Origin of the sequence: Acrocarpospora corrugata, from assembly GCF_009687845.1 — a bacterium.
Taxonomy (GTDB): domain Bacteria; phylum Actinomycetota; class Actinomycetes; order Streptosporangiales; family Streptosporangiaceae; genus Acrocarpospora; species Acrocarpospora corrugata.
In genome coordinates this window covers 13,557-37,896 of sequence record NZ_BLAD01000094.1, presented here as the reverse complement: position 1 = coordinate 37,896, position 24,340 = coordinate 13,557, and the positions used below count along the sequence as shown (strand labels likewise).

The window sequence follows — 24,340 nt, the reverse complement described above, 5'->3', positions numbered from 1 at the left end:
CTCAGGCTCCGGCTCGGGTTCCGGTTCCGGCGCATACGTGGGCGGCGCTTTGTGCTCATGGTGCGCCGCGGCCGGGCAGGGATAGGTCCCGATCCCGATGCCGACCCGGACGCTGACCAGCAGGTTGACGTCAAGGCAGACCCCGACCTCCACCAGCCCGTGATCGTCGTCGTCCGAAGCGGCTGAGGCGGCCGAGGAGGCCGCCGCGGGCCCGGCCGCAACGCTCAAGCCGACGAGCACACCAGTAAGTAGCACAGGCAGCCGCATCTCAGCCCATCCCGGAGATCCGCTGGAACTCCTGCAGCGCGGCCGAGAACGCGTCCGGCCGCACGGCGAGACCGCCGTCGAAGACGCGGACGATGTCGAAGGTCAGGAACACCCCGACCCCGAGCAAAGCCGCCATCGCCATCAACGGCAGCAGGGTCGCGCCGCGCGGCCGGGCCCCCGCCATGAACGGGAAGAGCAGCACCACCAGGCCGGTCACCACGGTCAGCACCAGGATCCCGGTGGGCGGCGTCGCCTGCGCGTCGGCGGCCCGCTGGCGACGCGCCGAGTTCAGGTTCTGCACCTGTTCGAGCACGGCCGCCTTGGCCTCCTGCGCGTCGGCCCCGGTAGTGTTCAGGCTGGCGACCTGGGTGCGCAGCGTGTTGAGCCGGGTGGAGCCCTCGGGGCTGAGCCGGCCGTTGGCCATCAGCCGCCACTCTTCGTCGATCACGAACCCGACGTAGTCCCGCAGTTCGGTCTGGATCAGACCGGCGGTCGGGAAGGGCAGCGCGCCGGCCGCCCAGTATGCCTCCACGGCCGCCTGGCTCTCCGCGTAGGTGTTCTGCCGGGCCGAGTCCGCCGTCGTCCACGGCACGATGATCGCGATCGCGAAGACCAGCAGGAACAGGGCCGACAGCATTCCCCCGGCGTGGCCCACGGTGGGGCCGCCCGGGTCCCGGTCGTCGGCCCCGCGGTCCAGCTTGCGGAAAAGAAAGGCGGCCAAGGCCACCACGCCGATCGCTGTAGCGATCGCGATAACGCAGGCCACCATGGCCACTCCCGAAACGTCGTCACTTTGCTGACTGCATGCTGTGACATAGCTATCACATTAAGTGACCGACGCATAACCGGGAGCTAACTCAGCACCCCTTCCATCCGAAGAAGATGCTCTTTGGCAGGCGCGCCGCCCGCGTACGAGCCGATCGACCCGGACGAGTCGATGGCCCGATGGCAGGGCACGACCAGGCAGACCGGGTTGGCCGTGATCGCGTTGGCCACCGCGCGCAGCGCCTGCGGCCGCCCGATCCGCACCGCGATCTCCTGGTACGTGGTGACGCTCCCGTACTCCACGGCCCCGATCATCGGCAGCACCGTACGGGCGAACGGCGTCGCCAGGCGCAGGTCGAACGGCACGGTGAAAGCCCGCAACCGCCCGGCGAAGTACGCGTCGAGCTCCCGCCGCACCGGATCCAGCCGCCGCGGATCCGGACCGATGAACCTCCCCACATCCCGATAAATCCGGGCGAACACCGTGTGTTCGGATTCGAAGCTGCACGCCACGACCCCGCGCGACGTCACCGCCAGGACCACTCCTCCGACGGGCGTTTCCGCCGTGCCGAACGCGACATCCGGCGGGGTTTCCCCGACGTAGTTGGGCGCGGTCACGCGAAGCAGGGCTTCGAGGTCCCCCGTGGACACCCCTTGAGACATGGCCCCACTTCCTCTCGCTCTCCCGAGCAGCGTAGCGGAGCGACGAAAAACACCAAGATCACGATAGGAAAGCAGGCACGATGGAGGGATGGAGAGTGATCACAGGGACGAATGGGACACAGAGGACGACGGCCTCGCCAGGGCGGTGGTGGCCGCAGCCGCCAATGCCATCGTCGCCCTGGACCGTGATCTCTCCGTGCTCAGCTGGAACCCGGCCGCCGAGCGCTTGTTCGGCTGGCCCGCCGCGGACCTGCTCGGCCGCCGCGCGCCGCTGGTCCCGAGCGAGCTGATGGCCGAGCACAACGCCGTCCTGGAACGCGTCAGGAACGGCGGCCACGTGTCGCTCAGGACCAAACGTTTCCGCCGTGACGGCCAGCTCATCGACGTCCAGGTCGACACGAGCGCGCTGCGCACCGAGTCCGGCGCGCTATTGGGATATGTCAGCGTCTATCACCTCACCGAGGAGGACGAAGCCGCGCGCAGCCGGGTGGTACGCCGGGCGCGTCTGGTCCGCCGCCTCACCGACGTGGTCGGGGACATCAACGCCGAACTGGACCTGCCGATCGTGCTGGACCGGATCGCCGCCAGCCTCACCGAACTGACCGGCGCGGACGCGGGCGGCTTCGTCCTGATCGAGAAGGACCGGCTCCGCCTGGTCGGTTCGCACCAACTGCCCGACTCGATCCGCGGCGCCACCGCCGACCTCGGTTCGAGCCTGGTCGGCAAACTTCTCCGTACCGGCAAGCCGGTCATGCTGGAGACCGGGCATGAGGGACTCCAGGACCTGATCTGGGCCAAACTCGACGGCCTGCACACGATCGCCGTCGGGGTGGCGGCCGTCGGCGGCCGTCCCTATGGAGCGCTCTACGCCCTGTTCGCCAAGCGCAAACCCGGCCATGTCGAACTCGAACTGCTGGAACTGCTGGCCGGACACGCCGGGATCGCGGTGGCCAACGCCACGGCCTACCAGGACGCGGTACGGCAACGCGCCCACGAACGCGCGGTCTTCGACGCCAGCGCGGACGGCATCGCCGTACTGGACGGAACCGGCGGAGTGATCCAGTGGAACCCGGCCGCCGCCGAGCTCACCGGGTTCCCCGCGGACGAGGTGATCGGCGGCCCGCCCCCGTTCGCGCTGCCGCTGCCCGGCGAGAAGCTGACCATCCAGCTCCCGTCAGGCCGCTGGCTGGACGTGCTCTGCGCCGAGATCGACGAGACCGGCGAGATCGTGGTCGACTTCCGCGACATCACCAGGGCCAAGGAGCTGGAGGAGGCCAAGGACCTGTTCCTGGCCACCACCAGCCACGAGCTGCGCACCCCGATCACGGTGGTGCGCGGTTTCGCCAGCACGCTGGACGCCCGCTGGGACAAGATGTCCGACGCCGAACGCCGCTCCGCCGTGCACACCATCGCGGAACGCGCCAAGGCGCTCGGCCAGCTCATCGACCACCTGCTGCTCGGCTCCCGGGCCGGCGCGGCCGAGCCCGCGGTCCGGGCCGAGGCGTTCGACCTGGCCGAACGGGTGCACGCGGCCACCCTCGGCCTGCCCGTGCTGTCGGACCGGCACCGGGTCGAGGTGACGATCCCGGAGGACCTGCCGGCCGTGCACGGCGACGCGCTGGCCACCGACATCCTGCTCGGCCAGCTGCTGGAGAACGCCTTCAAGTACTCCCCGGACGGCGGCCTGATCCGGGTCGAGGCCTGGTCGGAGGAGGATCGGGTGGTGCTGGTCGTGGACGACGAGGGCATCGGCATCCGCCCGGCCGATCGGGAGCGGGTGTTCGAGCGTTTCGTCCAGGGCGACAGCGGCGACCGCCGCCGGTTCGGCGGGGTCGGCCTCGGGCTCTACATCGTGCGCAGCCTGGCCAGGGCCCAGGGCGGCGAGGTGACCGCGCTGGCCCGCCCCGGCGGCGGGACCAGGATGCGTTTCGTGCTCCGGGTGGACGCCGGGGAGCCCCAATACAGGAGTGGACTCACCGGCGCGGTAACGGACGGGTAACGGTACGTGTGTCCTATCGTCCAATGTTCACAAGCTGTAATGGTCGCTCGGTTTCCGCTGTCAGCTAAGCGGGCATTTCGGTCGTACTGGGGTGCGCAGTCCTCAGGGGTACGGGATTACGGGGAGGTGAGTGCGTCGAGCGCCATCATGTTGCCGTATGCACTGGCGAGTGTCGCCGTCGCGCGACAACGCCTCAGCGCCGATCTGCTCGAATCCGGGGTCTACGCGGGCGCGGTCGACGACACCGTACTGGTCATGAGCGAACTGCTCAGCAACGCGCTCCGGCATGCGCACCCGCTGGCATCAGGGCAGCTCAGAGTCGCTTGGATGTGCACCGAGGGCCATGTGGAGATCTCCGTCAGCGACGGCGGCGCGGCCACCGAGCCGAGGGCCGGCCGGCCGACGCTGTCCTCGCTCGGCGGGCGGGGGCTGGGCATCGTGGAATACCTGGCGGAGCGCTGGGGCGTACGGCACGAGGGGGACTCGACCACCGTGTGGGCGGTGCTGCACGCGCCACAGCCTGCCCGAAACGCGCAGACCCGGACGACCGGAATCTGCGCGTTGCGTGAGGTCGTCTAAGCGGTCCGTAGTGAACGTTCGGCGGTCGTCCAAGCCGTGCTGATCAGCAGATAGATACCCGCGGCGAGCGGGAGGAACCCGGCGGCGATCACGCTTCCGTAAGGGAGCAACTTCAGCACCCCCGACATCGGCACCTCCGGCATGTCCGGAACAAGCCGGGTGGACTGCCAGGCGACCAGCGCCAGCAGCGCGAACAGCGCCACGAAGATCAGCGCGGGCGCGCCGAACACGCCGGAATGCGCGAGCGCGGCGCTGAAATGTTCACCCAGCGGGACGCCGAGCGCGCTCTGCGCCAGTAGCAGATTCGAGTGTCCTGCGATCGTCGCGGAGACGAACAGCCGGTACATGACCAGGAAAAACGGGCTCTGCGCGAGCGCGGAGCCGATCCCCGCGAACGCGGAGGTGCCCGCGCCGGCGTAGAGGGCGTTGAGTTCGCGCTGGAACCGTTTCGGATCCCGGGAGAACCGCTTTCGGAGCTTCGTCACCTCGGGAGCGAGCCGGGCTCTGGCCCGCTGGGCCCGCGCCTGGCGCAGGCCGAGCGGGAGGAGCAGCAGCCGGACGGCGACGGTGAACAGGATGATGGCGAGCAAGCCGCCGGTGTGGCCGGAGAGCGCGTTGAGCAGATCGTGCGCGGGGGATAGGACGAAGTCGAACATGGGGAACCTTTTCGTCAGGGATTGAACATTGACGAAGGGCGCTCAGGCGAGCGCCGGGTTTCCCGATGGGGCCCTGGGTTGGGGGCGTCCGGCGGTGCCCGGGTCGCGAAGCCGCACCACCACGGCCTCGACGCCCACCCCGAGCAGCGCGGACGGAACCCTGGGCGCGCCGGCCAGCCGGCCGAGCGCCCAGGTGAGCAGGAGCAGGCCCACGGCGGCCAGCACGACCACGCCCTCCGGCGTGGCGAGCAGTCCGAGCAGGGCCTGAATGATCATCGCGAGCTCTTGCCCACCAAAGTGATCGTGACGACCACGGCGAGCGCGATGAGCGCGAAGATCAGCAAGAATTTCAGCGTCGCGAACAGGGCGGGGATCAAGAAGCTGACCACCAGCCAGATCGCCAGAAGGATGCCGACGACAGTCAGCGCGGTACGGGCCATGACCACAAAATACGCGCTGCCACCGACAGTCGCGAGAAGATCAGACGTTTCACGTGAATCAATTACGGTGTTCTCACGGCCTCGCGGGGGTAAGGGGCGCGCGCCCTAGTCTGGGATGGTGACTGCCAATCCCGCCGCGCGCATCCTCGTTGTGGACGACGACCCCACCGTGGCCGAGGTGGTCGCCCGCTATCTGGAACGGGACGGCCATGAGGTCGAGTGCGTCGGCGACGGCGCGGAGGCCCTCAGGCGGGCCCTGGCCAACCCGCCCGACCTGCTGGTGCTCGACCTGATGCTGCCGAAGATGGACGGCCTGCAAGTCTGCAGGAAGCTGCGCGAGCGCTGGCCGGTCCCGGTGATCATGCTGACCGCGCTGGGCGAGGAGATCGACCGGGTGGTCGGCCTGGAGACCGGCGCGGACGACTACGTGACCAAACCGTTCAGCCCGCGCGAGCTGGCGCTGCGGGTGCAGTCGGTGCTGCGCCGGGCCCGCGGCGCGCTGGTCCCGACCGGCACCGGCGTGCTCAGGGACGCCGACCTCGTGGTGGACGTGGGCGCCCACGAGGTACGGCTCGGCGGCATCGAGATCACCCTCACCGCCCGCGAGTTCGACCTGCTCGCCTATCTGCTCCGCAACCCGCGCCAGGCGTTCAGCCGTACCGCCCTGCTCGACCAGGTCTGGGGCTGGTCGTTCGGGGACTCCTCCACGGTCACCGTGCACGTCAGGCGGCTCCGCGAGAAGATCGAGGCCGACCCCACCGATCCGCGAAGGATCGTCACGGTCTGGGGTGTCGGCTACCGGTACGAGCCGTTGTCATGATCATTCAGATCCTCGCGGTCAGCGCCGGGCTCGGCCTGGCCATCGCGCTGCTCGGGATCCTGGTGCTGCGGTTGCTGCGGCGCCGGTCGATCGGCGTGATGCTGAGCGTGGTGGCGGTGATCACCGTGCTGGCCACGGTGGCGGGGATCGTGGCGATCACGATGGCGATGGTCATCGACGGGCGGTCGCGGGACATCGTGCTCACCATCATCGCGATCGGGGCGGTGGTCGGCGTCGGCGTCGCGCTGGTCACCGCGCGGCGGCTGGTGGCGGCCAGCAGGGCGCTGGTCACCGCGGTCGAGGAGAGCACCGAGACGGGCGAGTACGTCGCCCCCGGTCTGATCACGCTGCCGGCCGAACTGGAGAAGGTCAGCCAGGCGCTGGGCCAGGCGTACGCGCGGATCAGGAACGGGCGGGAGCGGGAGCGGGCGCTGGAGAGCGCGCGGCGCGAACTGGTCTCCTGGGTCAGCCACGACCTGCGGACGCCGCTGGCGGGCATGCGGGCCATGGTCGAGGCCCTGCAGGACGGCGTGGTCGACGATCCGGCCACCGTCCGCCGCTATCACGGCCAGATCAGGCTGGAGGTGGACCGGCTGGCCGGGATGGTGGACGACCTGTTCGAGCTGTCCAGGATCCACGCGGGCTCGCTCCGGCTGGCCAAGGCCAGGGTGGGTCTAGGCGACGTGGTCGCCGACGTGCTGGCGGGGGTGGAGCCGCTGGCCCGGGGGCGGCGGCTGGCGGCCGAGGTGGAGCCGGTGCTGCCGGTACACGCCGATCCGGGGGCGATCGGGCGGGCACTGCGCAACCTGCTGGTCAACGCGATCCGGCACACACCGTCCGACGGCAGGGTGTCGGTCAGGGCGGTGTCGGACGGGGATACGGTCAGCCTCTCGGTTTCGGACGCCTGCGGCGGCATTCCGGCCGAGGACCTGACCCGGGTCTTCGACGTGGCCTTCCGCGGCGAGAGCGCCAGGACCCCAGGACCTGACGGCGGCGGGCTGGGCCTGGCGATCACGAAGGGCCTGGTCGAGGCGCACAGCGGCACGATCAGCGTGGTAAACGAGGGCCCCGGCTGCCGGTTCGAGATCCGGCTCCCGGTCGCCTGATCAGAACGCGTCCGACATGGCACGAAATGTCGGGCAGGGCCAGCGCCACATGCAGCTGCGGCAGCGCAGAATCGGGTGCGCGGTGTCGCTGGTGATGCCGCCCGCGTCCCTGGGCTGGTGCAGGTCGAGGAGGCGCAGCCCGAGCTCGGCGAAACTCAGCACGTCCTCCCGGGCGCCGGCCAGGAACTCCAGGTCCTCGACGGCCAGTTTCGCCTTGATCGGCACGAAGCCCTCGCGGTTGACCAGCGACCGCAGCACCGCCGTCGACTCCCGCCACGAGGTCGCCTTGTCGGTCCTGACCTGGATGAGCTCCAGCCGTTCCCGCAGCCGTCGCCGCTGCGGATCTTCGGGAAGTTCTGTGTTCATGCGTATACGGGCCCTGGTATCGAACTAGGGCCCTCCCCCCTTCCGGCCAAGCCGGTGTCATAGCGTCAAGCTTCGCGCACTCTACGTTTACGCGGGGCCGAAATCGGGGACAAAGGGCTGACGACTCTTCGGTAATCCCCGGGAAACGTGACCCGGGGCGGGGACGGCGCTAGTGTGCGCGCTGTGGAGCTCAAAGTCTCGACGCGATCCCACGCCGGCCACGCCGTCATGGCTATCGCTGGTGAAATCGACCTATATACCGCGCCTCGCCTGCAGTCGGAGTTCACCCGCCTGCTGGAGGAGACCGGTCCCGACCGGGTGGTCATCGACATGTCCGGAGTCGAGTTCTGCGACTCCACCGGCATGAACGTGCTGCTCTCCGCGCTCAAACGGCTCAAGGAGCGGGGTGGCGTGCTCGAAGTCGCCGCACCGCGCCCGGCGGTCCGCAAGATCCTTCAGGTGACCGGTCTCGACTCGGTCTTCACGGTGCACGAGAGTGTTCCGGCGGAGCTGGCGGAAAAGACCGGATGACCGAGGTGGTCCCTAGTCCGGATACCGCGGTGATCATCTCGGCGCGGGACGAGGGCGAACGGATCGCCGCCACGGTGACCGCCGCCCGCGAGCTGCCCGGAGTGGATCTGGTGCTGGTCGTCGACGACGGCTCGGCCGACCAGACCGGGCGGCTGGCCAGGGCGGCGGGCGCCACCGTGGTCCGGCACAGCCGCAACCGGGGCAAGGCCGCCGCGATGGAGACCGGCGCGGAGGCCGTCCGCCTGCTGGAGGAAGGCCGCGCCCATCCGGACGGCCGGGCCGTCCACCGGCATCTGCTGTTCCTGGACGCCGACCTGGGCGAGACCGCGCTGGCCGCCGCGCCCCTGATCACGCCGGTCCGCGACGGCGAGGTCGACATGACCATCGCCGTGTTCACCAACCGGGTCAGACTGGGCGGGCACGGCATCGTGGTCAAACTCTCGAAAGAGGGCATCAAGCGGGCCACCGGCTGGGACGCCACCCAGCCGCTCAACGGGCAGCGCTGCCTGACCAGGAGCGCGTTCGAGGCCGCCAGGCCGCTGGCGCACGGGTTCGGCGTCGAGACCGGCCTCACCATCGACCTGCTGCGGCGGGGATTCCGGGTGGTCGAGGTCGAGGTCGACATGGCGCACCGGGCCACCGGCACCGACTGGCGGGCCCAGCTGCACCGCGCCAAACAGCTCCGCGACGTCTCCCGGGCTCTGGCCAGCAGGGAACCCACGGTCACCAAGGCGCTGGATTCCCTCAAACCGAAGTGAGAACCTCGATCGGGTGCGTCGCCGGCTCACTGCTGCTGACGATCACCATCGCCTTACTCGGTCCGTCGGCCATGGTGCCAGGACTGCCGGGTTCGGCCGGGCCGCCGTACTGGCTGGGGGTCCAACCGGACGGGCATCTGGTCATCGCGCTGGCCGCCGCCGCTCTCGCGCTCGGCGCGATCGGTCTGCTCACCGGCCTGTACGCGGTGCGCCATGCCCCCGACCCCCGGCTCCTCCTGATCACCGGCGCCACGGTCGTCGCGATCCTGGCCTTCCTCCCTCCCTTCGGCTCCGCCGACCACCTCAACTACGCGGCGTACGGGCATCTGGTCACCCTCGGCTTCGACCCCTATGTGACCGTTCCCGCCGACATCCCGCTCCCCTGGGTCGAGGAATGGACGCGCACTCCCAGCGTCTACGGCCCGCTCGCCACCGGCGCCCAGGCGTTCGCCAGCTGGCTCGGCGGCTCGGTCCGGCTGACCGTCTTCGTCCTGGCGCTGATCAACGCCGCCGCGTTCATCGCGACCGCCCTGCTCCTGCACCACGCCACCCGCGCCGATCCGGTACGGCAACGCCGCGCGGCCCTGCTCTGGACGGTGAACCCGCTGGTGATCTACCAGCTGGCGGGCGGGATACACGTGGACACCCTAGCCATCGTCTTCATGATCGCCGCTCTCGTGGCCGGATCGCGATTCGCGGTACGGCGGGGCGTTCTGCTCGGTCTGGGAATCGCCGTGAAGGTCACCGTGGGGCTGGTGGCGCTTGGCCCGGCGTGGGAGTCTCGCCGGAACCCGCGCATGCTCGCCCTCCTCGCGGGGGTGGCGACGGCGACGGTGGCGGTGGCGTACGTGATCGCGGGACCGCACGCGTTCGACCAGGTTCTCAACGCCAGCAAATCGGTCTCACTGGCGACTCCGTGGAAACTCGTCCAGTACGGACTACAGGGGTTGTTCGGGTCGGGGGCCTATCGGATCTGGATCCAGATCGCCTCGCTGATCCTGCTGGTCGCCCTGGCGTGGGGGCTGGTGCGCAGGCTCGGCCAGGACGCCGTGGCGGTTTCGCTGGCGTTCGTGGTGGCTTGGCTGTTCGCGAGTCCGTACGCGTTGCCCTGGTATGACGGGCTAGCCTTCGCGTTGCTCGCGCTGGTGCCGGCCACGGCTCTGGATGGGTTCATGGCGGTTCGGCTGGCGCTGCTGTCGTTCGCCTACCTGCCGGCCCGGCAGGCGCAGCAGCCGGCCGATCTGGGCTGGCTGGTGGATGTGGTCAGGGCGCGGCTGGTGCCGTGGACGCTGCTGGCGCTGACGGTGGCGCTGGGGGTGTGGGCGTGGCGAGGCGCAGGGCGCGTACCGACGCGGCCAGGGTCAGCGGAACCGCGACCGTCAGCGCCATCGCCGGAATCGCGATCCCCGAGTCGTTGATCAGGAAGCCGACCAGGGCGGCCGTGAGCGCGCCGAACAGGCCGGCGCGGAGGGTGGGGGCGTAGCCGTACGCCAGGCTGAGCGCGGCGGCGCCGACCTTGGACGGGCGGGCCAGGACCAGGTACAGGAAGGCCAGCGCGACCAGGGAGAGCAGGGTCAGCGGGAGGTTGCCGAGGGTGCCCAGCATCGCGCCCAGCTTGCGGCCGATCACCGAGCCGCCTTCGCCTTGGAGGACCTGCTGGACGAAGAAGCCCAGGTGGGTGCGCTGGTCGGGCGGGCGCAGCCAGTCGGCTATCGCGATCGCGACGATCAGTACGGCTCCGGCGGCGCCGATGACGGCCAGTCTGGTGACCGAGACGCGGTGGCCGGTCAGCATCAGCATGAAGACGGCGAAGCCGAGCACGAACGAGGGCACTCCGCCGAAGTCGGCGCCCCAGCGGGGCCAGCCGTCGGCGAAGATCGCCAGCAGGCCGTAGCCGAGGCAGAGGGCGTAGGCCAGGCGGGGGCGGTGGCGTAGCGCGTGGGCGAGGCCGGCCAGGGCGAGGATCGTGCCGGTGGAGTAGACGGCGAAGGCCATGTTGCCGAAGCCGTAGAACCGGCCGCCGGTCACGGGCTCGTAGCCGGTGACCGCGTTGACCTGGAGTTTCGAGCCGGTCATGACGTCGATGAGCAGCGCGAGCGAGGAGACGGCGGCGACGGTGGTGAGCGGGCCGAGCACGCTGCGGCGCCAGGGGCCCGCGAAGGCGAGCGCCGCGATGGCGGCGGCCAGGCCGAGGATGGTGGCGATGAGGGCCGGCATCGGGCGGGTGGCGCTCCACCAGGGGATGAGCTGGGCCAGGAAGGTGGAGATCGGGATCGCGCCGCTGAGGACGGCTACGGCCTGGGTGGCGATCAAGGTGCGGCGGCGGGTTGCGGTGGATTGGCGGCGGCGGCGGAGGACGAGGGCGGCCAGGGCGTAGAAGATCAGTTGGAGGGCGACGAGGGTGAGGAAGAAGGGTTCGCGTACGTCGCGGAGGACCTGGCTGGCGAGGTCGGCGTCGGCTAGTTGGGCGACGGTTTCGGGGGTTGGTGGGGGTTGGCCGTTGTTGGTCCAGGTGCGGCCGACCACGGGTTCGGGGGTGGGGAGGGTGAGGAGGCCGAGGATGGTGGCGGTGGTGTCGGTGATCGTGACGAGGGCGTCTTGGCGGGTGGAGGTGGCGGTGAGGAACGTATGACGGAAAGTCGGGCCTTGGGCGATGGCGACGTGGAGGTGGGCGGCGGTGCTGGCGTCGGCGAGTCCGGCGATTAGGACGGTGGAGCCTGGGGGGACGCGGTCGAGGATTTCGCCGATGGTTCGGTCGGCTGCGACGGCGACGGCTTGGCGGGTTTTCTTGTCAAGGTCGGTGGATATTGCGGGTGTTGAGGCGGTTTGGGCTTGGAGCCAGGCTTGGGGGAACTCGTTGGCTTCTGCGGTGATTAAGGAGTAGGGCGTGAAGTTGGGGAGTTCCGCGGGCGTTGGCGCATATTTCTGGATATTTCCGGATTTATTGGCGGCGGCGAGGGCGGCTCCTGGGCCGATCGCGGCGACCTTTCCTCCGGCGTCCGTAATTGTCTGCGCTAGTAGTCCAATTTCCGCTTTGAAGGAACCGGCCTGCTGGAATGCCAGCAATTCATTCCAGCCGGGAACCTTCGCCGAACCATCCGCTGCGGTGACCGGCGATTCCGGCAGACCGCAATTGTCGGATCCCGCTCGCTGACCGGCGGAAACAGTCAGCCATCCGGCGACGGAACAGGTGATACCGCGCCCTTCCGGCGGAATTGTCCGCGTCGACAAAGACGCCGAACCACCACGCCCGACGAGCTCCCACAAACGCGGCGTCCGCGACTGATCCAGGTCACGCCACTCCAGCCCTGGGACACCGATGAGGACGACTCGGCCACTCGGGGCGACACCGCTGCGGGGAGTCGCCGCATCGGGGGCGGTTCGTCCGCCGGAAGCCCAACCGGCGAAGTCTGTCCGAGCCTGGCCGGTGTGAAATGCGGGAATCGAGCCAGCGTGAGCCGCAGGGGTGGGGGTGGTGTGAGTTGCGGGGATTGAGCCAGCGTGAGCCGCAGGGATCGGGTTGCTGTGAGCTGCGGGGATCGAGCCGGTGGAAGCTGTGGGAGCCGGGCCGGGGTGAGCCGCAGGGGTCGAGCCAGCGAGAGCCGTCGCTTCGGCGGTAGCCGTACCGAGGAAGGAGGCGGTGAGGGCGAGCAGGGTGAGGGCTCGTCTGACCTGGGGTGCTGGCACGGGGGCCTGGTCTCCTCGGGCGGCGGGGGCCGGATGGACAGCGTCCACGGTAGCCTGCCTGGTCGTGAGCACTGGCGAACCGGTAAGGCTGAGCGTGCGGCGGCCCTGGTGGGTTTGGGCGCTGCCGTTGCTGATCATTGTCGTCGCCGCGTGGCCGTTGGTGGCGTACTGGCTGGGCAATTCTGATGATCAGCGCCTGGTCGATCTTGACGTGTATCGGACCGGGGGCTGGGCTCTGCTGGAGGGGCTGCCGGTTTACGACGTGGTCACTCCCGCGCCGCAGTTGCTGCCGTTCACGTATCCGCCGATCGCGGCGATGCTGGCGGTACCGCTGGCGCTGATTTCGTGGGAGACCGCCCAGTGGGTGTGGATCGCCGCGATCATCCTGACCCTCGCCGCCACCGTCTGGTACGCCTTTCGAGACGCCCTTCAGCGCTCACCGCGCGGTGCCCTATTCATCCCGATCGCGTTCGGCCTGGTCACGATCGCCTGCCTCTACCTGATGCCGATCCGGGACCAGATCAGATTCGGCCAGGTGGACCTCTTCCTGGTCGCCCTCTGCCTGCTCGACTGCGTGGTCCGCCGCCCGGCCTGGCCGCGCGGCCTGCTGATCGGCATCGCCACGGCGGTCAAACTCACCCCGGGCGTCTTCCTGATCTATCTGGCCATCGTGGCCTGGCGCGACCCGACCCAGCGCAAGCCCTTCTTCACGGCCGCCGGAACCACGGCCGTCCTCACTCTTTTGCCATTCGCCGTGATTCCAAAGGACGCCGCCGACTTCTGGTTCGACGCCCTGCTCGACTCCGAACGCCTGGGCGCGAACACTGCCACCACAAACCAGTCCATCCGCGGCATGCTCCTGCGCCTGTACTGGCCCGACACCCTCACCACCATCCTCTGGCTTGCCGCGATCGCCTTCATCGGCTGGTACGGCTTCCGCGCCGCCCTCCGCGCCCACCGCGACGGAGACACGCTGACCGCGGTCGCGCTGACTGGTCTGATGGCGGTGCTGCTCTCCCCGGTCGCCTGGATCCACCATCTGGCCTGGATCATCATCGTCATCGGCGCACTCTCCGTCCGCCGTCCACTCCTGGCGGCGGGCGTCTGGGCCTACTACATCCTCCCGATCCCCTGGTGGGGTGCCTACATCAAGTTCTGGGAGATCCCCGTCCTCAGCCCCACCCTCGGGAAAATCGTCCAGAACGCCTTCGGCCTGGGAGCCATTGCGCTCGTCTGGATCCTCGCCCGGCGGAAGAAGTTGGCGAAGACTTGACCGTGCCGTTACTCTCGGTGGCGTGCTGGTTACCGTAATGGTCATTGTCGGGGCCGTCGCCGGGGTCACCGGGGTGGCGATCGGCCTGCTGGCGCTGCGAAACGCGCGGGGCGCGGTCGAGGAGTGCCTCGACGTGCTGGCCCGGCGGGCCGCGGTCGAAGTGGTCGTCGACACGAAGGCGATCCGGGATGTGGCGGTCTACCGCTACGACGCGCTGGAGGAGATGACCGGCCGGCTGTCGTTCTCGGTCGCGCTGATCAACGGGCTGGGCGACGGAATCGTGCTCACCTCGATCAACGGGCGGACCGAGACGCGGACGTATGTCCGCCCGGTGCGGGGCGGTAAGGGCCAGCAGCCGTTATCGCCGGAAGAGGAGCAGGCCGTGCGGGCGGCCCGGCTGGGACTGGGTCCGGAGATCGAAGCCAGTCTCGCGTCAGGGGGTTCCTGGTTACGGCCCAGCAATAGGTAAGTATGCGCATACGCCACTTGCGCGAGTCGCTAACCTGGTCGTATGTCAAAGCTCGCGTACCTGGGCCCCGAGGGCACCTTCTGTGAGGCCGCCCTGCGCATCCTGGCGCCCGACGCTGAGCGCCTGCCGTGCGCCAATGTCGGCGCCGCACTCGACGCCGTGCGCCGGGGCGAGGCCGACGGCGCGGTCGTGCCGCTGGAGAACTCGCTGGAGGGCGCGATCACACAGACCCTCGACGAGTTCGCCTGGGGCGAGCCGCTGCTGATCATCGCCGAAGTGCTGCTGCCGGTCGAGTTCTCGCTGCTGGTCCGGCCCGGGACCGAGATGCGGCAGATCAAGCGGTTGGTGACGCATCCGGCCGCGCACACCCAGTGCCGCAACTTCATCGAGCGCGAGCTGCCCGGGGCCGTGGTGATCCACTCCTCGTCGACCGCCGCCGCGGCGCAGGAGGTGTCCAACCCGGAGTCTCCGTATGACGCGGCGATCAGTCCGGCGATCGCGGGTGAGCTTTACGGTCTCACCGAGGTGGCGTCGGGGGTGGGTGACCGTACGGACACGGTGACCAGGTTCGTGCAGGTTTCGGCGCGTGGGCCGATTCCCGAGCCGACCGGTGCGGATCGCACGTCGATGGTGGCTTTTCTGAAGGATGACCACGCCGGGGCGCTACTGGAAATGCTGAGCGAGTTCGCGGTGCGCGGGATCAACCTGAGCCGGATCGAATCCCGCCCGACCGGCGACGGCATCGGCCGCTATTTCTTCCACTTCGACTGCGAAGGGCACGTCGCGGACGCCCGTGTCGGCGAGGCCCTTTCCGGATTGCATCGTATCTGCGGGGATTTGCGGTTCTTGGGCAGCTACCCCCGAGCCGACCAGATTCCCACCCAGATCCGCCCCGGCACCGGCGACGGCGATTTCTCCGAAGCCGCGGACTGGCTGACAAAAATGCGCGCCGGACAAGTATAGATTTATCGAGTTTTACTCGTTGCCCCGGGCATGGGGTGGACTTGACATGCCGTTGAACATCCTTATCGTCGCCCTGTAAGGCGACGAGAATGGCTGCTGGGATTTCCGGGTTATTGCCTGATTCGTCGCTTTGGTCATCGGCGCGAATTGGGGGAGTGGCTTCGATGCGCAGGCACAAACGCGATGATTTCTATGTGGTCGGCGAGGGCGTGCACGAGGGATCCTCGCTGCGGCGGCCCTCCACCACCGAGGAGGTCCGCCGGTTCCGCTTCTCCCGGCTGGGCCCGGTGGGCCGGGTCGTCGATCCCGAGCTGTGCGCCAAACTGGCCAGGGCGATGACCGCGGCGGAGGCCGTACAGCAGGATGGGCGGATCGGCGCGGGTTTCACCTACCTCGGCCAGTTCGTCGACCACGACTTCACCATGGACCGCACCGCGGCCGCCCTCGGCGAGGACGTCACCATCCCCGAGCTCATCCAGGGCCGCTCCCCGGCCCTCGACCTCGACTCCCTGTACGGCCGCGGCCCCCGCTTCTTCGAACCCGATGGCGTCCGCCTCCGAATGGGCAAGACCGCACCCGCGCCCGGCTTCGACGGCCGGGACGGCTTCGACCTCCCACGCCGCCCTCCCGTACCGGACGAACCGGGCAGCGCCCTCATCCCCGACCACCGCAACGACGAGAACCTCGCGGTCGCCCAGCTGCACCTGACGTTCATCCGGTTCCACAACCGGGTGGTCGGCCTGCTATCCGACGCGGGCGTCCCCGGGGCGTACCTGCTGGAGAAGGCCCGGGAGCTGGTGGTCAAGCACTACCAGTGGATGCTGGTCACCGACCATCTGCCCAGAATCGTCAATCCGGACGTGGTGGACGACGTGTTCATCAACGGGCGGCGGTTCTTCGAAGGGGCATACCAGGGCGCGTTGCCCGGGGACACGCCGACGATGCCGGTCGAGTTCTCCGTCGCCGCCTACCGGCTCGGGCACAGCATGATCCGGTCCAGCTACGAGTGGAACAGCATCTTCAACACCAACGGCGCCGACCCGCGGCGGATCACCGACGCGAGCCTGGACCTGCTGTTCTCCTTCTCCGGCACGAGCGGCTTCCTGACCGCCGAGAACCCGCTGCCCGGCAGCTGGGTGGCCGACTTCCGCCGCCTGTTCGACTTCGGCGAGGCCGGTCGCGACGACCTGGTCGTCCCGCCGCAGGACTTCAACCTGGCCAGACGCATCGACACGGTGCTGGCCGACCCGCTCGCCAACCTGCCGACAGGCTCCTTCGGCGACCCGAACGTGGAAGTCCCCGAGATCGAGCACAACCTGGCGTTCCGCAACCTGATCCGCGCCAACATGCTCAAACTCGCCTCCGGCCAGCAGATGGCCGAACTCTTCGACTTCCACCCGCTCACCGACGAGCAGATCCTGGACGGCAACGGCGGCGTCTCGCTCGACTGCCTCACGCCCGGGGAACGGGACGCCCTGCTGGCCGCCACCCCGCTGTGGTTCTACATCCTGCGCGAGGCCGAACTCAACGACGGCGTCCTCGACGGCGTCGGCGCGCGCATCGTCGCCGAGGTCTTCCACCGCTGCATCGAGGGCAGCCGGCACTCCATCATCCGGGATCCGTCCTGGCGGCCGTCGCTTGGTCCCGACTCGCACACGTTCCGGATGGTCGACCTCCTGCTGTACGCCTTCGAGGGCAACGCCGACCTGCTCGACCCGGTGGACGCGGAACCGGTCGCGACCCTGCGTCGCCGACGGCGGCTCGGGTAGGGGCCTCGGGGTGCGCGTCGCGACTCGGTTGCCCGTGTGCCGTCGCCCACCCCTCGCGAGGGCGTGTCGTTGAAGTCGCGACTCGGCTGCTCGCGCCCCTTGAGGGAGGGCGGTCGCCGACGCCGGGCGCGCGTGTGCATAAGGGGCGCGGGCGGTAGCCGTACCTCGGTAGCCTTTGATTCGTGATTGACCTGCGAACCCTCCGCGATGACCCCGACCGGCTGCGGGCGTCGCAGCGTGCCCGTGGCGAGGACGACTCGATCGTGGACGCGCTGCTCTCGCTCGACGAGCGCCGACGTGCCGCGCTGACCTCGTTCGAGTCGCTGCGCGCCGAGCAGAAGAGCATCGGCAAGTCGGTGCCCAAGGCGTCCGGGGACGAGCGGCAGGCGCTGCTCGATCGGGCCAAGGAACTGGCCGCGCAGGTGAAGGCCGCCGAGGCGGCGTCCGAGCAGCTCGGCGGCGAACTCGACGAACTGGTCATGCAGGTGCCCAACATCGTCGAGGAGGGCGCCCCGCACGGCGGCGAGGACGACTACGTGGTGCTGGAGGAGGTCGGCACGCCGCGCGTGTTCGACTTCACCCCCCGCGACCACCTGGAGCTCGGCGAGCGCCTGGGCGCCATCGACATGGAACGCGGCGCCAAGGTCTCCGGGTCGCGGTTCTTCTTCCTGCGCGGCGTCGGGGCCCGGCTCCAGCTCGGGCTGCTCAACATGGCGATGCAGCAGGCCATCGAGGTCGGTTTCACGCCGATGATCACGCCGGTGCTGGTCAAGCCGGAGTCGATGCGGGGCACCGGGTTCACCATCGCCCACGACAGCGAGATCTACCGGCTGCCCGAGGACGATCTCTACCTGGTCGGCACCTCCGAGGTCCCGCTCGCGGCCTACCACGCGGACGAGATCCTGGACCAGACCTCGCTGCCGTCGCGGTATGCGGGCTGGTCGTCCTGCTTCCGGCGCGAGGCCGGGTCGTACGGGAAGGACACCCGCGGCATCATCCGGGTGCACCAGTTCGACAAGGTGGAGATGTTCTCCTTCTGCCGCCCGGAGGAGTCGACCGAGGAACATCGGCGGCTGCTCGCCTGGGAGAAGGAGATGCTGGACAAGGTCGAGCTGCCGTACCGGGTGATCGACACGGCGGCCGGGGACCTGGGCATGTCCGCGGCCAGGAAGTTCGACTGCGAGGCGTGGATTCCGACGCAGGGGCGGTATCGGGAGCTCACCTCGACGTCCAACTGCACGCAGTTCCAGGCACGCCGCCTGAAAGTCCGCTACCGGGACGATGACGGGCGGCCGCAGCACGTGGCGACGCTGAACGGCACCCTGGCGACCACACGATGGATTGTGGCGATCCTGGAGAACCACCAGCAGGCGGATGGGTCGGTCGTCGTGCCGAAGGCGCTACGGCCGTATGTGGGACTCGACGTGCTGGAACCGCTCAAGTAGGTCTTTGTTACGCCGAAGGCGGGCCCCCTGGTGGGGGACCCGCCTTCAGTGTGTCAGTGGTCTAGAACGAGATTCCGCCATCCGAGGCCCTGTCCTGGCGACCGAGTGGCACAACTCCCCACCCGGTCGCGTCCGACAAAACCCGGAATTATACGAAATATCGGTTTCTAGAGGGCGCGCACCTGCGACGCCTGCGGCCCCTTGGGGCCATCGGTGACCTCGAACTCCACACGCTGACCGTCTTCAAGGTTGCGGTAGCCGTTGCCGGAGATCGCGGAGAAGTGGACGAACACGTCCGGCGCGCCGCCGTCCGGGGCGATGAAGCCGAAGCCCTTTTCAGCGTTGAACCACTTGACGGTTCCCTGAGCCATTAACGCTCTCCCTAAGGAAGTGAATCCTGGGGTACGCACCTCGCGCACCCCGATGTGTCGCACAGCTCCCCGGGTGGCTCATATCAGTCGAACTGGTTTCGCGCTTGCGGGAACAGCTAATACAACGCGATGCCATCTAACACTATGGCGGACCCGGGGTGTTCCATGTCCGGGGGAGAATTCCTCTCCTGACATCCCCATGTACGGCGCGCGCGCATCACAGTGCAAACTGGAACCTGTTATGGCCAGTCCGCATCTCCAGCATCGCCCATCCCGCCTTCCTCGTCTGATCGCAACAGACCTGGACGGCACCGCCCTGCGCTCCGACGGGACCATCTCCCCCCGCACCGCCGCCGCCTTCGCCACCGTCGAGGAGGCCGGCTCCACCCTGGTCTTCGTCACCGGCCGCCCACCTCGCTGGATGCACCTGGTCGCCGGCGTACTCCGCCACCGCGGCCTGGCCATCTGCGCGAACGGCGCACTCGTCTACGACCTGCACACCGAGACCATCGTCGAGTCCCACCTGATCGACCAGCCCACCCTGGCCGAGACGGTACGGCGCCTGCGATTCGAGATACCCGAATTAACGTTCGCGGTGGAGTACGAGGGCGGATTCGCACACGAATCGACGTTTCGATTGGGCCGCTGGGACGCGGACGGCGTCGGCGGCAAGCGCGTCGAGCCGGTCACACTGATCTCTCAGCCGTGCGCGAAATTGCTCGCACTCCATCCATCGATGGGACCAGACGAGCTTTATGCCCGTGTTAAGGCGCTTGTGGGGGATTTGGTAACTGCGACCCATTCGAGCGGGCGGGCCTTGATGGAGATGAGCGCGCACGGCATCACGAAGGCGACCGCATTGGCCAGCCTGGCGACCCGAAACCAGATCAAAGCGGAAGAAGTGGTCGCATTCGGCGACATGCCCAACGATCTTCCCATGCTGACCTGGGCGGGAACCTCGTACGCGGTCGCCAACGCGCACCCCGACGTTCTGGCCGCGGTCGACCACATCACCACGACGAACAACGACGACGGGGTGGCGATGATCCTGGAGGAGCTGTACCGGCTTTAGAGAAGGGCGCCGGATGCCCGGCGCCCTTGGACCTACAGGTAAGGACCCGACGAGCGCTGCCCGTGGTCGTCCTGACCAGGCGTTAGACCGCCCGGCAGGGCGCGGCGCATCTGCTCGAGCTGCGCCCGCGCCGCCATCTGCTGCGCGAACAAAGTGGTCTGGATGCCGTGGAACAGCCCTTCCAGCCACCCCACGAGCTGGGCATGCGCGACCCGCAGCTCCGCCTCGCTCGGCGGTTCGCCCTTCTCGTCATCGGTGAACGGCAGGGAGAGCCGCTCCAGCTCGTCCACGAGTTCCGGCGCGAGCCCGTCCTCCAGCTCCTTGATGGAGCTGGAGTGGATCTCCTTGAGCCGTTTGCGGCTCGGCACGTCCAGGGGCGCCGCGCGAACTTCTTCCAGCAACTGGCGGATCATGCTGCCGATACGCATCACCTTCGCCGGCTGTTCGACCAGGTCGGCGATGGATCGCTCTTCGGGTTGCCCCTTGTCCCCACCGAGCGAAAGTCCCTCAGGACCCACGACCACCACGTGCGGGGTGCTTTCCTCAGCGTTCATAGCTCTCAACTTACTAGCAGGATCTTCCCGACGTGGTCCCCGTCTTCGAGCATGCGATGCGCATCCGCGGCGTGCTCCATCGGGATCCGCGCGTGGATCACCGGCTTGATCGCACCGGCCTGCAACAGCGGCCACACGTTGTCCGCCACACCCCGGCAGATCACCCCTTTCTCATCCACCGGCCGCCCCCGCAGCCCCGCCGCGCTGACCGACGCCCGCTTGCCGAGCAGCTTGCCGAGATCGAGCTCCCCGACCGCCCCGCCCTGCATCCCGATCACCACGAGCCGCCCGCCGGTGTTGAGCGCGTCCACGTTCTGTTTGAGGTATTTCGCACCAATAATGTCGAGAATCACGTCTGCCCTTCGGGTAGAAAAGTCCTCCTCTCGGTAGTTGATTCCTTCATCCGCACCGAGCTCCAGACAGCGCGCGATCTTCTCCGCCGACCCCGCGGTGACGATGACGCGCGAGCCGTACGCCTTCGCGAGTTGGATGGCCATCGTGCCGATGCCGCTCGCGCCGCCGTGGATCAGAAGGGTCTCGCCCTTGCGCAGCCGCGCGGTCATGAAAACGTTGGCCCAGACCGTGCAGGCCACCTCCGGCAGCGAGGCCGCGTCGGCGAGCTCGACCGGCGCGGGCATGATCTGCTGCCACGGCACGGCCACCCGCTCCGCGTACCCGCCGCCGGCCAGTAGCGCGGTCACCTCGTCCCCGACGCGCAGACCGTCCACCCCCGGCCCGAGCTCGGAGATGATCCCGGAACACTCCATGCCCGGAATCTCGGAGGCGCCCTTCGGCGGCGGATAGAACCCCTGCCGCTGCAACAGGTCCGCCCGGTTGACCGCGGAAGCGACCACGTCAACGACCACTTCACCCCGCCCGGGCACCGGATCCGGCACTTCCTGCCAGGTGAGTACATCCGGTCCGCCGGGGGCCGAAATCATGATTGCTCGCATGTCACCTAAAGTAACGGAGCGGCGAACTCGACGGTTGGTCACGTTCGTTGTGTTACGGGGCGCTAACCTTCAAGGTGGTTGCTGCCCCTTTAGCCCATCCCGAGGGGGAAACACGGTGGCAAGACACGATCGTGAGGATCCCCATTCTCTCGAAGACCAGCTGGCCTGGCTTGACGCGATCAAGGAGATGCCCGACGAGGTAGACATTGCGGTAAGCGCTGTCACCGCGTCCTCCTTGGCGGGTTCCGCGCCCGTCGGCCCTGCGCCCGCGCCGCCGGAAGAGGCTTCGCCCTACCCCAAGGACCCGTGGGCCTCGGTCCCATCCGAGCCCGCCTCCGGCCAGCTGTTCCGATCCGGTACGGCCACCGACGACCCGCTGGCTTCGGACGACGACGCCCCCACCAACCCGCCCTCCGGGCCGTTCGGTGTCGGTAGGGGCGCGTTCGCGGAGTCGCCGGTTGATACGGACTCGTACAACGTCGGGGCTTTCGGCGGCTCGGACGGGCGGACGTTCACCGGCGATCAGGATGCCGGCGACGAGCCCGTTCGCGGGTGGCTGGAGCCGGCCCTGCCGGTGGCCGACCCCGAGCCCGGCGAGTCCGAACGTTTCACTGGACCGATCCCGATCGAGCGTTTCGGCGCTGGGCGGGACGAGCATGCCACTGAGCGCTTCGGTGGGAAGTTCGGGACTCGGGACGGCGGATCGGGGCAGGACGGGTCGTTTGGGGGGCAGGAGGGTGCTTACGGCACTCAGGACCGCCCATTCGGGAAGGACAATCCGTTCGGGGTAGAGGACGGGTCGCCTTCGGGGCCGTTCCGGCAGGATGCTTCGTTTGGTACGAAGGACGGGTCGAGCGGGTCGCAGGACAGTTCGTTCGGCCAGAGCGGTGGCTTGCGGTCCAAGGATGGCTCGCAGGACAGCGCGTTCGGCCAGAGCGGTGGCTTCGGGTCCAAAGACGGGTCGCAGGACAGTCCATTTGGGCAGAGCGGTGGCTTCGGCTCGAAGGAAGACAATCCGTTCGGTCAGAGCGGTGGTTTTGGGTCCAAGGATGGATCTCAGGACAGTTCGTTCGGTCAGGGCGGCGGGTTCGGGTCCAAGGACGGGTCGCAGGACAGTTCATTCGGCCAGAGCGGTGCGTTCGGGACGAAGGACGCGCAAGACAGTTTCGATACTGGTCCTTTCAGCACGAAGGACAACCCGTTCGGTGTCCGAGACACGCCGTTCGGGTCCAGGGACAGCTCCTTCGGCGCTGCTGAGTCCCCGTTCGGGACGAAGGACGGCTCCTTCGGCGCGAAGGACGACGCGTTCGGCACCAAGGGCGGCGGTTCGGCCGGAACCCGGAATGACCCCTTTGCCCGCGATGACGCCCTCGGCTCTCGTGATGGCCGCGGAGAGCGCGACCAGCGCGATTCCGGCAACACGGGCAACTTTCCCGACCCGCGTGACCTTCGCGATTCAGGCGGCACCGGCAATTTCCCGGAACCCCGCGACCTCCGCGAAGGCCGCGACCTTCGCGAACCGCGCTCAGGCGACGGCCGCGACAAGCGGGACAACCGTGACACTCGTGACAGGCACGCCGGCCAGGAAGGCCGGGACACCGGCGAACATCGCGACTTACGCGACAGCGGTGCCTTCGGCCTCGCCGGAAACGACGAGAACCGCTTCGGCGGTTCCCTCCGGGAGGATCTCGCCGACCGGCCGGCATTCGACCGGGATCCGGGCGACAAGGACCGGGAGCCGTACCAGGCTCGCCGCCGCCAGGCCGCCGCGCCGCCGAGTTCCGCGTTCGGCACGTCGTCGCGTACCTCGTCATCCCGCTCGGGTGGGAAGCCCAGCGCCGACAGCCTCGATCCGCTCAGCCTGCTCAAGGGCCGGCGCAACGCCCCAGAAAACGGCTGGCGCCGCCTGATCTACAAGGCCTCCGCCGGCATCATCAAGCCCGGCGAATCCTCCGACGTCCGCCGCCGCCGCGACCTGATCGCGCGCGCTCGGACTCCCGTCGCCGCCGGTCACCACCGCGTAGCCGTACTCAGCCTCAAGGGCGGCGTAGGCAAAACCACCACCACAGTCGGCCTGGGCGCCACCCTGGCCCAGGTCCGCGGCGACCGAGTCATCGCCGTTGACGCCAACCCCGACCGTGGAACGCTCTCCGACAAGGTCGAACTCGAGACCTCCGCCACCATCCGCGACCTTCTCAACGAACGCGGCCAGATCCGTCGCTACGTCGACATCCGCGCCTTCACCTCCCAGACCCAGTCACGCCTGGAAATCCTCGGCTCCGACCGCGACCCCTCGGTCTCCGAAGCCTTCTCCGCGTCCGACTACCAAGCGGTCTCCCAGGTCCTGGAAAACTTCTACTCGATCTGCATCACCGACTGCGGCACCGGCCTCCTCCACTCCGCCATGTCCGGCGTCCTGGGCCTGGCCGACCAACTCGTCCTGGTCAGCTCCCCCTCGGTAGACGGCGCCCGAGCCGCCTCGGCCACCCTCGACTGGCTGGAAGCCCACCACTACGCAGACCTGGTCAAAGCAGCCTCAGTCGTCCTGTGCAGCGTCCGCCCCCGCTCCAAGTCCACCGTCGACCTCAACCGCCTGGAAGCCCACTTCGCGGCCCGCTGCCGCGCCGTCATCCGCGTGCCGTACGACCCGCACCTGGAAGAAGGCGCCGAAATCGACCTCGACCGCATGCAGGAAGCCACCCAAACAGCCTTCCTCAAACTGGCCGCCTCAGTCGGCGACGGCTTCGCGGGCCCCCAGTCCTTCACCGAACGCCGCTACTCCGAAATCCCCGACCAGCTCTGACGACCACTCTCTCCCGCTTCGCAACCCCTCA

At 68.7% G+C, this 24,340-nt stretch carries 23 protein-coding genes; 14 read left to right on the top strand and 9 right to left on the bottom strand.

The window, feature by feature from the left end; genetic code table 11:
* Window positions 1-268 precede the first annotated feature (268 nt).
* Both Acor_RS35750 and Acor_RS35745 read right to left on the bottom strand, forming a co-directional pair.
* Entirely contained in the window at window positions 269-1,036 is a 768-nt protein-coding gene (locus Acor_RS35750; protein WP_155341199.1) for a bestrophin-like domain, read from the bottom strand.
* A gap of 83 nt (window positions 1,037-1,119) precedes the next feature.
* A complete protein-coding gene (locus Acor_RS35745; RefSeq protein WP_246239578.1) occupies window positions 1,120-1,695 on the bottom strand; it encodes a methylated-DNA--[protein]-cysteine S-methyltransferase in 576 nt (191 codons plus the stop codon).
* Window positions 1,696-1,783: 88 nt separating this feature from the next.
* Here Acor_RS35745 and Acor_RS35740 point away from each other — a divergent pair, with 88 nt between their 5' ends.
* Complete coding sequence (locus Acor_RS35740; RefSeq protein ID WP_155341198.1) at window positions 1,784-3,694, top strand: PAS domain S-box protein; 1,911 nt, start codon at window positions 1,784-1,786, stop codon at window positions 3,692-3,694.
* 126 nt (window positions 3,695-3,820) lie between these two features.
* Window positions 3,821-4,273, top strand: a complete 453-nt coding sequence (locus Acor_RS35735; RefSeq protein WP_246239576.1) for an ATP-binding protein — start codon at window positions 3,821-3,823, stop codon at window positions 4,271-4,273.
* On the opposite strand, the gene yidC is transcribed toward Acor_RS35735, so the two are convergent.
* Genes yidC through Acor_RS42505 form a run of 3 tightly spaced genes read right to left on the bottom strand, consistent with a single transcriptional unit; the run spans window position 4,270 to window position 5,369 of the window.
* Window positions 4,270-4,929, bottom strand: coding sequence for a membrane protein insertase YidC (gene yidC, locus Acor_RS35730; RefSeq protein ID WP_155341197.1), 660 nt, complete (start codon window positions 4,927-4,929; stop codon window positions 4,270-4,272). The two genes, Acor_RS35735 and yidC, sit on opposite strands and share 4 nt — an antisense overlap.
* Window positions 4,930-4,971: 42 nt before the next feature.
* Window positions 4,972-5,205: a DUF6412 domain-containing protein gene (locus Acor_RS35725; protein ID WP_155341196.1), complete on the bottom strand. Its 234-nt coding sequence runs from the start codon at window positions 5,203-5,205 to the stop codon at window positions 4,972-4,974.
* Window positions 5,202-5,369 carry a hypothetical protein gene (locus Acor_RS42505; protein WP_170317242.1) on the bottom strand — a complete coding sequence of 56 codons (168 nt, stop codon included), beginning with the start codon at window positions 5,367-5,369 and terminating at the stop codon, window positions 5,202-5,204. The genes Acor_RS35725 and Acor_RS42505 overlap by 4 nt, the downstream gene beginning before the upstream one ends.
* A 118-nt stretch (window positions 5,370-5,487) precedes the next feature.
* Between Acor_RS42505 and Acor_RS35720 the strand changes: the two genes are divergently transcribed.
* The gene (locus Acor_RS35720; RefSeq protein WP_246239574.1) at window positions 5,488-6,189 is read left to right on the top strand and encodes a response regulator transcription factor; all 702 of its coding nucleotides are present in this window, start codon (window positions 5,488-5,490) and stop codon (window positions 6,187-6,189) included.
* Window positions 6,186-7,295, top strand: coding sequence for a sensor histidine kinase (locus tag Acor_RS35715; RefSeq protein WP_155341194.1), 1,110 nt, complete (start codon window positions 6,186-6,188; stop codon window positions 7,293-7,295). Before Acor_RS35720 ends, Acor_RS35715 begins: the two co-directional genes overlap by 4 nt.
* Here the strand turns inward: Acor_RS35715 and Acor_RS35710 are convergent, their stop codons facing one another.
* A complete protein-coding gene (locus tag Acor_RS35710; protein WP_155341193.1) occupies window positions 7,296-7,661 on the bottom strand; it encodes a hypothetical protein in 366 nt (121 codons plus the stop codon).
* Window positions 7,662-7,844: 183 nt separating this feature from the next.
* On the opposite strand from Acor_RS35710, the gene Acor_RS35705 reads away from it, so the two are divergent.
* The 8 genes from Acor_RS35705 (at window position 7,845) to serS (ending at window position 18,556) form a co-directional block, all read left to right on the top strand.
* Window positions 7,845-8,192, top strand: coding sequence for an STAS domain-containing protein (locus Acor_RS35705; RefSeq protein ID WP_155341192.1), 348 nt, complete (start codon window positions 7,845-7,847; stop codon window positions 8,190-8,192).
* Window positions 8,189-8,950 (top strand): glycosyltransferase family 2 protein, encoded by a 762-nt coding sequence (locus Acor_RS35700; RefSeq protein ID WP_155341191.1) that lies wholly within the window; start codon window positions 8,189-8,191, stop codon window positions 8,948-8,950. Before Acor_RS35705 ends, Acor_RS35700 begins: the two co-directional genes overlap by 4 nt.
* Window positions 8,947-10,368 (top strand): MptA/MptB family glycosyltransferase, encoded by a 1,422-nt coding sequence (locus tag Acor_RS35695; RefSeq protein WP_246239571.1) that lies wholly within the window; start codon window positions 8,947-8,949, stop codon window positions 10,366-10,368. Before Acor_RS35700 ends, Acor_RS35695 begins: the two co-directional genes overlap by 4 nt.
* Window positions 10,369-12,701: 2,333 nt before the next feature.
* The gene (locus Acor_RS35690; protein WP_155341190.1) at window positions 12,702-13,910 is read left to right on the top strand and encodes a glycosyltransferase 87 family protein; all 1,209 of its coding nucleotides are present in this window, start codon (window positions 12,702-12,704) and stop codon (window positions 13,908-13,910) included.
* 22 nt (window positions 13,911-13,932) lie between these two features.
* Window positions 13,933-14,379 carry a DUF4446 family protein gene (locus tag Acor_RS35685; RefSeq protein WP_246239565.1) on the top strand — a complete coding sequence of 149 codons (447 nt, stop codon included), beginning with the start codon at window positions 13,933-13,935 and terminating at the stop codon, window positions 14,377-14,379.
* Window positions 14,380-14,421: 42 nt separating this feature from the next.
* Window positions 14,422-15,342: a prephenate dehydratase gene (pheA, locus tag Acor_RS35680; protein WP_155341189.1), complete on the top strand. Its 921-nt coding sequence runs from the start codon at window positions 14,422-14,424 to the stop codon at window positions 15,340-15,342.
* A gap of 164 nt (window positions 15,343-15,506) precedes the next feature.
* Window positions 15,507-17,111: a peroxidase family protein gene (locus Acor_RS35675; RefSeq protein WP_155341188.1), complete on the top strand. Its 1,605-nt coding sequence runs from the start codon at window positions 15,507-15,509 to the stop codon at window positions 17,109-17,111.
* A 182-nt stretch (window positions 17,112-17,293) separates the two neighbouring features.
* Window positions 17,294-18,556, top strand: coding sequence for a serine--tRNA ligase (serS, locus tag Acor_RS35670; protein ID WP_155341187.1), 1,263 nt, complete (start codon window positions 17,294-17,296; stop codon window positions 18,554-18,556).
* Window positions 18,557-18,723: 167 nt separating this feature from the next.
* Here serS and Acor_RS35665 read toward each other — a convergent pair whose 3' ends face one another.
* Window positions 18,724-18,927, bottom strand: coding sequence for a cold-shock protein (locus Acor_RS35665; protein WP_155341186.1), 204 nt, complete (start codon window positions 18,925-18,927; stop codon window positions 18,724-18,726).
* Between the two features lie 241 nt (window positions 18,928-19,168).
* Here Acor_RS35665 and Acor_RS35660 point away from each other — a divergent pair, with 241 nt between their 5' ends.
* Window positions 19,169-19,999: an HAD family hydrolase gene (locus tag Acor_RS35660; RefSeq protein ID WP_155341185.1), complete on the top strand. Its 831-nt coding sequence runs from the start codon at window positions 19,169-19,171 to the stop codon at window positions 19,997-19,999.
* 32 nt (window positions 20,000-20,031) lie between these two features.
* On the opposite strand, the gene Acor_RS35655 is transcribed toward Acor_RS35660, so the two are convergent.
* Window positions 20,032-20,553 carry a bacterial proteasome activator family protein gene (locus tag Acor_RS35655; protein WP_155341184.1) on the bottom strand — a complete coding sequence of 174 codons (522 nt, stop codon included), beginning with the start codon at window positions 20,551-20,553 and terminating at the stop codon, window positions 20,032-20,034.
* A gap of 5 nt (window positions 20,554-20,558) precedes the next feature.
* Window positions 20,559-21,506, bottom strand: a complete 948-nt coding sequence (locus Acor_RS35650) for an NAD(P)H-quinone oxidoreductase (RefSeq protein ID WP_155341183.1) — start codon at window positions 21,504-21,506, stop codon at window positions 20,559-20,561.
* Window positions 21,507-21,621: 115 nt separating this feature from the next.
* Between Acor_RS35650 and Acor_RS43655 the strand changes: the two genes are divergently transcribed.
* Window positions 21,622-24,309: a MinD/ParA family ATP-binding protein gene (locus Acor_RS43655; RefSeq protein WP_246239563.1), complete on the top strand. Its 2,688-nt coding sequence runs from the start codon at window positions 21,622-21,624 to the stop codon at window positions 24,307-24,309.
* Window positions 24,310-24,340 lie beyond the last annotated feature (31 nt).